Here is an 11,903-nt window from a genome sequence, read left to right on the forward strand (position 1 = left end):
ATCACCGATCTGAAATACCGCCCAAGCGGCATTCAGGTGGGCAAGATGCGCGTGCCTCTGGGCGTTATCGGCATCATTTATGAAAGCCGTCCGAACGTCACCATTGAGGCCGCCAGCCTGTGTCTGAAATCCGGCAACGCCGCCATTCTGCGTGGTGGTTCCGAAGCCATTGAAGCCAACCGCACACTGGCCGCCATTATCAGCGCCGGACTGGAAGAAGCCGGCCTGCCGGCCAGTGCCGTGCAGGTGGTGGAAACCACCGACCGCGCCGCGGTCGGCGCGTTAATCACCATGCCGGAATACGTGGACGTGATCGTGCCGCGCGGTGGCAAAGGCCTGATTGAGCGTATCAGCCGTGACGCCAAGGTGATTGTGATCAAGCATCTGGATGGTATCTGCCATGTGTATATCGACGAATTCGCCGATAAAACCAAGGCCATCAATATCGCCATCAATGCCAAGACACACCGCTACGGCACCTGTAACACCATGGAAACCCTGCTGGTGCATCAGGCCGTGGCCGCCGATATCCTGCCGGAGCTGGCCGAAGCCTATGAAGCCCTTGGCGTGGAACTGCGTGGCTGTGAACGTACCCGTGAACTGCTGACCGATATTAATGCCGCGACTGAAGAAGACTGGCATACCGAATATCTGGCGCCGGTACTGGCGGTGAAAATCGTCGATGATATGGACAGCGCCATCGACCATATCAACCACTATGGCTCACACCATACCGACACCATCGTCAGCGAAAACTACACGCTGGCACGGCGCTTCCTGACCGAAGTCGACTCCAGCTCGGTGATGGTCAACGCCTCAACCCGCTTTGCCGATGGTTTTGAGTACGGCCTGGGCGCCGAAATCGGTATCTCGACCGATAAAATCCATGCCCGCGGCCCGGTCGGTCTCGACGGTCTGACCTCACAAAAGTACGTAGTGCTGGGTAATGGCGAAGTCCGTAAATAATCCGCCCGCCACGCAGCCAACCGCCGGGCAATCGTCCGGCAGCCGCCGCAAACGCTGGGCGCTGCTGGGCGGTACCTTTGATCCGGTTCATATCGGTCATCTGCGTATCGCCGTGCAATTGCGCGATCTCGGCTTCGAAAAAGTCCTGCTGATTCCCAACCGCATTCCGCCACACCGGCCCCAGCCACAGGCCAGCGCTGAACAGCGTCTGGCAATGCTGCTGCTGGCATGCCGCAACCTGGATGGGATTGAACCGAGCAACATCGAGCTTGAGCGTGATGACCTGAGCTACAGCGCCATCACCGTCGCTGCCCTGCGCGCCGCCTACCCCAGTGTCGGTTTTACCTGGGTCATGGGACAGGATGCCTGGCAGGGGTTCGAACACTGGCATCAGCCGCAGTCACTGCTGGATGAAGCCAATCTGCTGGTCATCAGCCGTCCCGGATTACGCAATGTCAGCCACTGGCAGGAACAACAATTAGAGCAACGTGAGTGCTCACTGACCGATTTACTGGCCGCTGAAGCCGGTCATATCTGTCTTCATCACTGGCCGGAGCTGGATATATCCGCCTCCGACTTGCGCCGGGCTATCAAGCAGGGCGACAATGTGACCTTTCTGACACCGGACGCGGTGCTGGATTACATAACCCAACAACAACTCTATCGATAGAACTGAATGCAAACTGAGCAAATCAAATCTCTGGTGATCGACGCTTTGGAAGACCTGAAAGCGCAAAATATCACCGTTCTCGACGTCCGCGGCCGTACTTCGGTAACCGACTGGATGATCATCGCAACCGGTACTTCTAACCGTCACGTCACAGCTGTTGCCGCTAACGTAGAAGAAAAAGCCAAGCACGCCGGCCTGCGCCCTAACGGTACGGAAGGTCGTGCCGCCGCTGATTGGGTTCTGATCGACCTGATTGATGTGGTGGTACACGTTATGACCGACCAGTCCCGCCACTTCTACGATCTGGAGCGCCTCTGGGGAGAACCCGGCGCAGAGACCGGACAATCTGAGGCATGAAACTGCGCCTTCTGGCGGTAGGTCATAAGATGCCGGCATGGGTGGAACAGGGCTTTGCGGAATACGCCAAGCGCCTGCCCGCCGACTGCAGCATCGAACTGGTGGAAATTCCGCCGGGACACCGCGCCAAAAACACCAGCAAAGAAAAAGCCATGCAGCAGGAAGCTGACGCTCTGCGTAAAGCAATCCGTCCGCAGGATCATGTCGTGGCGCTGGATGTAAAAGGCAGCAACTGGTCGACCGAGCAGTTGTCACAGCAGCTGGAAGGCTGGCGCATGCAGGGCGGCGATGTGGCCCTGCTGGTCGGCGGCCCGGATGGCATGACTGCCGAAGTACTGGCACTGGCCAGACAGCGCTGGTCGTTGTCAGCACTGACTCTGCCCCACCCGCTGGTGCGTGTACTGCTGGCCGAACAGCTGTACCGTGCGTGGAGCATCCTGCAGGGCCACCCTTACCATAAGTGAGTCGTTTATGTGGGAGCATTCATTCAGGGATAAATCGGCAGAACGGAGGCTGTTCCGCTCCCGCGCATTAACACTGGCCATCTTTATTTTCCTGATGCTGTGCATACTGGCCTGGCGCATGGCCTATCTGCAGATCAACCTCTACGAAAAATACAAAGACCTGTCGGAAAACAACCGTATTCAGCTGCGTCCTATTGCACCTAACCGCGGTCTGATTTACGACCGCAACGGCATTCTGCTGGCCGAAAACATTCCCTCTTACAGTCTAACCCTGGTACCGGAACGGGTACGCGATATGGAGCAGACCATCGCTTTCCTCGATCAGCTGATCGGTATCAGCGAACGTGACCGCGAGCAGTTTGAAAAACGTCAGGGCTTCCGCCGCCGGCCGTTTGAGCCTGTAGTGCTGCGCCACCAGCTGAGCGAAGACGACATTGCCAAAGTGATGGTCAACCGTTTTTACCTGCCCGGTGTCGACGTTGAAGCCCAGCTGGTGCGGCATTACCCGCAAGGTGAAACCTTTGCTCATGTACTGGGTTATGTTGGCCGGATCAACCAGCAGGAGCAGGCCACCCTCGACACCGACCCGGAAACCAAGCGCCGTTACAGCGCGACCCAGTTTATCGGCAAGCTCGGCGTAGAGCGCCGTTACGAGCAGGATCTGCACGGTGAAGTGGGCTACCAGAAAGTAGAAACCAACGCCCGTGGACGGGTTATCCAGATTATTGAACGTCAGGACCCTGTGCCCGGCCAGGACATCAGCCTGCACCTCGACAGCCGTTTGCAGAAGCTGGCAGAAAAAGAAATGAAGGGGATGCGTGGCGCCCTCGTTGCAATCGAAGTGGCAACCGGCGGTATTATCAGTCTGTACTCCAACCCGAGCTTCGATCCGAACCTGTTCGTGACCGGTATTTCGCACAAGGATTATTCAAGCCTGCGTGACAATCCCGATCTGCCATTGTTTGACCGGGCAATCCGTGGCCAGTATCCACCGGCCTCCACTCTCAAACCTTTCGTTGGCTTAGCGGCACTGAACTCCGGCATTACTAGCTGGAACGAGAGTATCGATGATCCGGGCTGGTATCAGCTGGAAAATGACGAACGCCTGTATCGCGACTGGAAGCGCAGCGGCCACGGCAAAGTAAACCTGCAGCGTGCCATTGTTGAATCCTGTGACACCTATTTTTACGACGTCGCTGTTCGGGCTGGTATCGACAATATTTCGCCGTTTCTCGCTCAGTTCGGCTTTGGCCGCAATATGACACTGGACATCAGCAACGCCCTGCCGGGTTTATTGCCCGACCGCGACTGGAAACGCGCCAAAAGAAAATCCTTCTGGTACGCCGGTGACACCGTCAACCTCGGTATTGGTCAGGGCTTTATGCTGGTTACGCCGATGCAGCTGGCCACCGCAACCGCAGTACTGGCCAATCGTGGTCAGTGGCAGGTACCGCGCCTGATTCTGGCGCATAACGATATAGCCGACGAAATTCCGCATGGCGATATTGCCGATATTCAGCTGAAAAACCCGCAGGACTGGGAGCAGATGTATCACGCCATGGAACAGGTGATCAGCGGCAGCCGTGGCACAGCCCGGCGCCTGCTGAGCAAACTGCGCTACCCGATTGCCGGTAAAACCGGTACCGCGCAGGTCGTGGGCATCAAACAGGATGAAGAGTACGACTCCGAATCCCTGCGTGAGCGCTGGCGTGACCACGCACTCTTTATTGCTTTTGCTCCGGTGGAAAAGCCAGAGATTGCCATTGCCGTGGTGATCGAAAACGGTGAATCCGCCGGCCGTACCGCCGGCCCGATTGCACAGAGCATCATTAACGAATACCTCGGAGGCGCAGAAGGCTAGTGGCTAATACCGATTTCAGCCGCACCATGGGCAGCGGCCATCACCAGCATGGGTTCGATCGCAGCCGCGCCTGGTTTGAGCGCATGCACATCGACCTCATTCTGTTCCTGCTGATTCTGCTGCTGGCCGGTTGCGGCCTGCTGATTCTGTACAGCGGCAGTGGCCAGGATATGACCATGGTCAAACGTCAGGCGCTGCATTTTCTGATCGGTTTTATCGTCCTGATTGTCGTGGCCCAGTTTCCTCCGCGCTTTTATCAGACAGTGGCTCCCTGGGCCTTTGCCATCGGTGTTATTGCGCTTATCGGCGTACTGGTCATGGGCGTGGGTGCCAAAGGCGCACAACGCTGGCTGGAGCTACCCGGTCTGCCGCGTTTTCAGCCATCAGAGCTGGTGAAGCTGGCGCTGCCGCTGACGGTCGCCTGGTATATGTCGACCCGTCCTGTACCGCCGCGTTTTTTCGACCTGATTAAGGCCATGATAATTATTGGCCTGCCCACCATTCTGATTCTGAAACAACCCGATCTCGGTACATCCATTCTGATCAGCGCGTCCGGAATTCTGGTGTTGTTTTTTGCCGGTATGTCCTGGGCATTAATACTGTCGATGATAGGTATTGTCGCAGCCTGTGCACCACTGATGTGGTTTTTTGTGATGCGTGAATATCAGAAACAACGGGTGCTGACTTTTCTTAATCCGGAAAGCGATCCGCTCGGGTCCGGCTGGAATATTATTCAGTCAAAAACGGCCATTGGTTCAGGCGGCATTGATGGCAAGGGATTTTTACAGGGCACTCAGTCGCAGCTTGAGTTTCTGCCAGAAAGCCATACCGATTTTATTATCGCCGTACTGGCAGAAGAACTCGGCCTGATTGGCGTACTTGCCCTGCTGATATTGTACTTTCTGATTATTATGCGTTGCCTGTATCTGTCTTCCCGCTGTGAAACTTTATTCGGTCGTTTGTTGTCCGGTAGTCTGGCCGTTACGTTTTTTATCTATGTATTCGTAAACATAGGTATGGTCAGTGGCATATTACCAGTGGTCGGCGTACCCTTACCGTTGGTGAGCTACGGTGGCACCTCGGTAGTCAGTCTGCTGACGGCTTTCGGTTTAATTATGTCCATGTACACCCACCGGCAGAATTAGGATACAGATTTATGCGTTTTTTCCGTGACACCCTTAGTAAATTAAGCAGCGCTTTATTGTTATGTGCAGCCCTGCCTGTTTCTGCAGCTTATGATCAGCATCCACGCAGCGACGAATTTATTGCTGAAGCCAGCATAGAATACAAAATTGATCCGGCCGAAATCCGCGCCTGGCTGACCCATGCCGAAAAGCTCGACTCCGTTCTCGAAGCCATTGCCCGTCCGGCCGAAAAAGTAAAAGAGTGGGACGAATATCAGGATATATTCCTGACCTCAAAACGCATATCTGCCGGTAAAGCATTTTTGCAGAAACATGCCGAGCTGCTGCAACAGGCCGAACAAAAATTCGGTGTGGATAAACACATTATTGCTGCCATCATCGGCGTAGAAACATTTTATGGAACCCGTCAGGGAAATTATCGCGTACTCGATTCCCTCGCCACACTGGCCTTTGACTATCCGCAGCGGCCGCTGTTCTGGCGCGAATTAAAAGCCTTCTTTGCTCTCGCCCGCGATGAAAAAATCGACCCGGCCAGTGTCAAAGGTTCTTATGCCGGAGCGATGGGTTATGGCCAGTTTATTCCTACCAGTTTTCTGAACTACGCCGTTGATGCTGACAAAGACGGTAAGCGTGATCTGTGGGGGAATCCTGCGGATGCGATTTTCAGCGTCGCCAACTACTTCAAACGCCACGGCTGGCGCACCGGTGAAGCCGTAACCCAACGCGTTCGGGTCAGCGGTAAAGACTATGAAGAAATCATCAACGACAGCCTCAAACCCAAATGGACCGTTGCCGAATTAAAAGCACTGGGCGTGGAACCGACCAACAAAGTCGCCGAAGACCGCCCCGCGAACCTGATCCGTCTGCAGGGAAAAGTCGGTGCAGAATTCTGGCTCGGTGAACACAATTTTTATGTTATCACCCGCTACAACCACAGCCGCATGTATGCCATGGCCGTCTATCAGTTGAGTGAGGCGCTGCGTTGAGAGCGGTTACCCTTCTGCTGGCACTGACACTGGTGCTGGCAGGCTGTGCGACCTCGCGTTATCAGCACGCCAACGACTTCACTCCGGCAACCGTTGCCGATATCCACAATCTGCCGGAACCGGAACCTAAAGCAGAGCCCCGCAGCAGCATGGGTAATCCGCGCAGCTACCAGGTATTCGGCAAGGAATATCAGGTGATGGACAAAGCCGATAACTACAAAGAACGCGGTATTGCTTCCTGGTACGGTATGAAATTTCATGGTCACCGCACCTCAAACGGCGAAGTTTACGACGTCTATCAGTTCAGCGCCGCCCACAAAACCCTGCCTCTGCCCAGCTATGTCCGTGTTACCCGGGTTGATAACGGCAAATCCATTATCGTGCGGGTCAATGACCGCGGGCCGTTCCACGAAGGCCGGATTATTGATCTGTCCTATGCTGCTGCCGTTCGCCTTGGCATCAATAAAATGGGCACGGCCGTGGTTGATGTTGAAGTTGTCACCCCACCCCATGCCCACAGCGTACGCTGGGTGCAGGTCAGCGCGTTGTCAGATGCCGCCGCCGCGCAACGGCTGCAGGCCAGCCTGCAGCGCTCACTGGCGCCCATGACCTGGCCGGTCAGCATCAGCACTCAGGATGGCGGAGCTGGTTTGCATAAAGTGCGGATCGGACCAGTGCCCGAGGGTGATGATCTGCAGGCCGTACTGGACCGGCTTAATCAGCTGAATATCCGCCAGCCACTGCTGCTGGCTGCTCACCAGCTGAACTGATCACAACAAAGAGACAAAAAAAGGGGCCATGACGATCAACGTCAGGCCCAGAGGCAAGGTACTCAGCGCAGAAACAGTAAAACTAAAGCGTGTTGGCCCGGCTTATTCACCAGTACCGTGTTTTTCGATGTCTTTCTTAACAGCCCAGTAAACGCCGCCAAAGAAGGCGCAGGTCAGGGCAACAATAATCAGGCCGGAAAATACAACTTCATCCATAAACATAGTGCTCACCTCTCAGTTAAGCCGTGCAGTTCGGAGCGGCAATGGCTGCGTTGGCTGCTTCATTGCGCTTGGTATGAAGTCACTTTAGCAAGGGGCCGGAAGGCAGAATTGATGTAAATCAACGAAAAAATCGCCCCTGAAAGAGGTTGATACGGAGCTTGATGCACATCAAATAACCATACAGTTATTATGACTAATGGTGTAAACCTTGCTACCTGAACATGCTGAGCATCAACAATCCTGCGCAGATCCCTTGCAGCCATACAGCAGACAGACACTGCGCAATTATTGGTATTTATCGCCAGTCAGTGCACACTATGTAAACAGGCGACCATAAAGGACTGAGCAAGGTGAAAGGACCAATTACACAAGCTGCTTCACTGCTGCTGTGCGGATCATTGTTCTCTGCGGCCCTGCTGCAGGCGGAAGAACAACCCGCTGCCGGAACGTCCTCTGTGACAGAGGCAACGGCAGAAGCTCCGGCAGACCAAGCCACACCAGCCCTGACGCCTGCTGCACCAGGTGCAGCGCCCGAAGCAGATACCACAACACTGACACGAACCAATCAGCAACTGTCACAACTGATCCGGCAGCAGGACTACCAGAGCGCCTATCAACTGGCACAACCACTGCTCAGCCTTTACGAAGGCGACCCGTCATTCGATTTTTATTACGCATTCAGCGCTGCCCAGCTTGGATATTTCAATGAAGCCTTATTCGGCTTCGAGCGCCTCAGCAGTAACTACCCGGCAGTTGCCCGCTACCGTCTGGAGTTAGCACGTGCTTACTATTACCTTGGTAATCACGATGCTGCCGAGCAGGAGTTCAGCCGGGTTCAGAGTACCAACCCGCCTGCTCAGGTCCGGGAGACCATTGCACAGTTCCTGCAACGTATTCAGGAGCAGCGCCAGAGCGTGATGCCTGTCTGGGGAGGTTTTGTGTCCGCCAGCGGCGGTTATGACTCCAATTACAATACCGCCACTGATCTCAATGAGGTCGACCTGCTCGACGGCCTGCTGACCGCCCGCCTGAGCCGTGATCAGCGCGCTAAAGGCAGTGGCTACTATCAGCTGCGGGCCCAGGGCAGTTATATCAGCCCACTGACACAGCGCAGCGCCATCGACCTGCAGTTAGGAGCCAGCCGCAAAGACAATGCCGCCGATGATCTGTTTGATCTGGATAACCTCTACGCCAGCGGCGGTATGCGGATGGTCCGTGGACGTCACAATCTGCGGCTTGGCGGTCGTTACAGCCACTATTGGCTGGGCCGGGATGATCTGCTGTCAGACCTGTCGGCGAATCTGGAATGGAACTACCAGCTGGCCAGCGAATGGCAGAGTCAGACCCGTCTGACACTGAGTAGCCAGGACAATAAGCTCAATGATGATCTCGACCTGCTGCAGGCCGAACTTCAGGCGGGTGCCGCTTTTTCAGCCGGATCGCTCTCAGCCCAGTTTGCACTGGTGCTGGCCACCGATGATGGCGAACAGGAGTATCAGGCACGGGACACGCAGGGTATTAACCTGAGTGCTCAGCAACTGCTGAACATTCACAGCAGTCTGTATGCCAGCCTGATTCTGCGCGACTACCAGTTTCAGGGGGCATTTCCGGCAGACAACCTGCTCGCCGCCGGCGAAACCCGTGCCGAGCAAATGATCCAGCTGGTACTGGGCTACGGCTATACCCTGTTACCAGCCCTGACCCTTTACACCCAGGCCAGCCAGGTCCGTTACAACAGCAATCTCCCCTTGTACGAATATGACCGCACGCTGCTCGAAGCGGGCATCAACTGGACATTCTGATGGAGGCCATCATGCACCGGATTACACGTTCAGCCTGCCTGTTTCAGGCAATGGTTATTCTGCTGATGATGTTCACACTGAACTCAGCCCGCGCAGCCGAACTGGCCGGCCACATCATCATGGTAAAAGGCGATGTCACTGCGCAGGCAGCCGATGGCAGCAGCCGCAATCTGAAGCGCCGCGATGAAATTTACCCCAGCGACACCATTCGTACCGGTACCGGCAGCCGCGTACAGATCCGCTTTATCGATAACGCCCTGCTGGCTCTGCAGGAAAACAGCCAGCTCAGTATTCATGCCTACCAGCAGGCCGATGCCGATGGCAAAGGGGGCAAGGTACTGATGGAACTGGTGGAAGGTGGATTCCGCACCCTGACCGGCAGTATTGGCAAAGGCAATAAAGAGGCTTACCGGGTCGACACCCCCGTTGCCAGCATCGGTATCCGTGGCACGCTCTACAGCGCTTTACTGGCCAAAGGCCAGCTGATGGCGGGAGTCTGGAAAGGAGGCATTACGCTGTCCTCAGATCAGGGCGATTTTAATCTTGGTCAGAATGCTGATTTCAACTTTGGCGTACTGGGTAACACTGGCTTTCAGGGAATGCTGGAAGCACCGCAGGCACTGGATAACGCTGATTCTGACGTCATGCCAGACAGCATGAGTACAACCGGTTCAGAAAATCCGGATGGCAGCACACCACCTCCCGGAACAGCCACTACCAGCCCGGCTACAACGGTACTGAATAACACCAGCGGCGATAACAAAGTTCCGCCACCTCTTGATCAGGATGCCGACAGTGGTCATGAAGATACCTTGAAAGAAGCCGGTAATCTGATTGATAACACCCCTCCTGATGGCGGGGACGGTGGTGATGGTGGCGACGGCGGTCCTGTGATCACCTCACCGGATCTGCGCCTGAGTTCGGAAGAATTCACCGCCTTTCTCACCAGTACCAGCGTCGGCAGCATTATTGTTAATGGCAAAGCAATTCCTGTATCCGCCTTCCGTGACGAGCGTGGCGAGCCGGTGTTTGTATCCGTCGACGACAATAACGGTATTGATATCACCCGCTACAGTGGCACAACCGACAGTACACTGCTGCCGGAGATGGCGGATATTGCCGGTATTGAATGGGGCATCTGGAACGGCAGCGCAGAGGCGCCGGTTTCACAGTTACTGGAAGAAAGTTCGCTGGTTGTCACCGCTGTCGAATCGCCGGTTATGTGGGTGATTGCCAATCCCGCCCTTGAAGGCAATATCCCTACCTCTGGCTCGGTATATTTCGGCGGCACTCAGGCCCTGGGAACAGACAGCAAAGGGAATGCTCTGCTCAGTGCCAGCGGCAATTTTGATCTGGATTTTGCTACCGGTATTGTCAGTAATGGTTTTCTGAGTGCTGACTATGCTGACGGCAGTGGTAGCCAGAGTATCGGCGGTAATTTCTGGAACGCCGACTTTACCGGTACCATCCGTGCGGGTGGCGCCAACGGTAAAAATACAGCGCTGGTTCAGATGCAGTTCGGCACAGGTTATCACGGCGAAAGCTCTGCGCTGGACGCCGTCGCCAGCCAGTTCAGTGGCGTACTGGTCGCTCCGTCAGGCGGCGTATTTGCCGGCAGTTTCAACCTGATCGATATGGACGGCAACAGTGCCGCCGGCATTGTTGTCTGGCCACAACAGGTGCGGACCGGTCAGTTCTGAAGCTGACCTCTGTCTTCCGTTTACTTCTCGGTATGGCGGAAGACACCATCCCAGTCCTCGGCCAGCGTCTGCTGGCGCAGGCTTCCGATGCGCTCGATATATACCTGATATAAACGCCGTGGCTGCTGCTGCCATAACTGCGTAAAAATCAGCACCGCTTCATCCCAGCGGCGGGCAAAATAATGCTCGGTTCCCTGCTGCTGCAGTGCCAGCTCCTGCCGCGTTGCCTCATCAACTTCACCTGCCAGGCCCAGCGGTTCATAGACGCGGATAGGTTCGTTTTTACCTTTTACCTGAATACGGTCGACATAGCGGTAAACAAACTCCGGTGCCTGGGCATGGGTGTTCTCACCAACCAGAATCTTCACACCATAAAACTTGGTAATGCTTTCCAGCCGGGAACCCAGATTCACCGCATCCCCCAGCACGGTATAGGCACGGCGGTAGGATGATCCCATATCGCCAACATTCATCGGACCGGTATTAATGCCAATGCCGATTTCAATCGCCGGCCAGCCACGGGCAATAAATTCCTCACGCAGCGAGGCCGTGACGCGCTGCATACTGAGCGCTGCCTGTACCGCATGACAGGCATGACGTTCGTCATCCAGTGGCGCGCCCCAGAAAGCCATCACCATATCGCCGACGTATTTATCGATGGTGCCTTCATTATCAAAAATCACTTTGGTGATGGGCGTGAAGTAGCTGTTAAGCAGTGCCTTAAGATCAGCGGCCGACAGATTTTCAGAGATATTGGTAAAGCTGCGGATATCGCTGAACAGTACCGTCAGCTCTTTGCTTTCCCCGGCAAACTGATAGGCCGTAGGGTCATTCATCATGCGCTCGATATGCGCCGGCGGTACATACTGGTCGAACATCCCTTTCAGCAAGCGACGGCTGAGATTTTCGCTGACAAAGCCATACCCCAGATTAACGATGGTCAGCCCGCCAACCAGCAGC

General features: G+C 55.4%; 12 protein-coding genes. 10 read left to right on the forward strand and 2 right to left on the reverse strand.

Annotated elements, in window-relative coordinates:
- From B3P58_RS19730 to B3P58_RS19765, 8 genes are all read left to right on the forward strand, one after another.
- On the forward strand, positions 1-966 hold a 966-nt coding region (locus tag B3P58_RS19730; protein ID WP_286719987.1), incomplete at its 5' end, for a glutamate-5-semialdehyde dehydrogenase.
- Positions 947-1,636: a nicotinate-nucleotide adenylyltransferase gene (gene nadD, locus B3P58_RS19735; protein WP_286719989.1), complete on the forward strand. Its 690-nt coding sequence runs from the start codon at positions 947-949 to the stop codon at positions 1,634-1,636. The genes B3P58_RS19730 and nadD, both read left to right, overlap by 20 nt.
- A gap of 6 nt (positions 1,637-1,642) precedes the next feature.
- Positions 1,643-1,993: a ribosome silencing factor gene (gene rsfS / locus B3P58_RS19740; RefSeq protein WP_145469750.1), complete on the forward strand. Its 351-nt coding sequence runs from the start codon at positions 1,643-1,645 to the stop codon at positions 1,991-1,993.
- Entirely contained in the window at positions 1,990-2,457 is a 468-nt protein-coding gene (gene rlmH, locus B3P58_RS19745) for a 23S rRNA (pseudouridine(1915)-N(3))-methyltransferase RlmH (RefSeq protein ID WP_145469751.1), read from the forward strand. The genes rsfS and rlmH overlap by 4 nt, the downstream gene beginning before the upstream one ends.
- A gap of 7 nt (positions 2,458-2,464) precedes the next feature.
- Positions 2,465-4,318, forward strand: coding sequence for a penicillin-binding protein 2 (mrdA, locus tag B3P58_RS19750; RefSeq protein ID WP_145469752.1), 1,854 nt, complete (start codon positions 2,465-2,467; stop codon positions 4,316-4,318).
- Entirely contained in the window at positions 4,318-5,463 is a 1,146-nt protein-coding gene (rodA, locus tag B3P58_RS19755) for a rod shape-determining protein RodA (protein ID WP_225692195.1), read from the forward strand. Before mrdA ends, rodA begins: the two co-directional genes overlap by 1 nt.
- Before the next feature lie 11 nt (positions 5,464-5,474).
- Positions 5,475-6,449, forward strand: coding sequence for a lytic murein transglycosylase B (gene mltB, locus B3P58_RS19760; RefSeq protein ID WP_286719995.1), 975 nt, complete (start codon positions 5,475-5,477; stop codon positions 6,447-6,449).
- A complete protein-coding gene (locus B3P58_RS19765; RefSeq protein WP_286719999.1) occupies positions 6,446-7,219 on the forward strand; it encodes a septal ring lytic transglycosylase RlpA family protein in 774 nt (257 codons plus the stop codon). Before mltB ends, B3P58_RS19765 begins: the two co-directional genes overlap by 4 nt.
- Before the next feature lie 102 nt (positions 7,220-7,321).
- On the opposite strand, the gene ccoM is transcribed toward B3P58_RS19765, so the two are convergent.
- Positions 7,322-7,441, reverse strand: a complete 120-nt coding sequence (gene ccoM / locus B3P58_RS19770; protein ID WP_286716578.1) for a cytochrome c oxidase subunit CcoM — start codon at positions 7,439-7,441, stop codon at positions 7,322-7,324.
- A gap of 350 nt (positions 7,442-7,791) precedes the next feature.
- Between ccoM and B3P58_RS19775 the strand changes: the two genes are divergently transcribed.
- Positions 7,792-9,243, forward strand: coding sequence for a tetratricopeptide repeat protein (locus B3P58_RS19775; protein ID WP_286720002.1), 1,452 nt, complete (start codon positions 7,792-7,794; stop codon positions 9,241-9,243).
- Between the two features lie 11 nt (positions 9,244-9,254).
- A complete protein-coding gene (locus B3P58_RS19780; RefSeq protein WP_286720005.1) occupies positions 9,255-10,943 on the forward strand; it encodes a FecR family protein in 1,689 nt (562 codons plus the stop codon).
- A 20-nt stretch (positions 10,944-10,963) separates the two neighbouring features.
- Here B3P58_RS19780 and B3P58_RS19785 read toward each other — a convergent pair.
- Positions 10,964-11,903 (reverse strand): adenylate/guanylate cyclase domain-containing protein (locus B3P58_RS19785; RefSeq protein ID WP_286720008.1); only part of this gene is annotated, 940 nt, incomplete at its 5' end.

The organism is Thalassolituus sp. UBA2009 (assembly GCF_002335285.1).
Classification (GTDB): Bacteria; Pseudomonadota; Gammaproteobacteria; order Pseudomonadales; family Oceanobacteraceae; genus Venatoribacter; species Venatoribacter alkanivorans.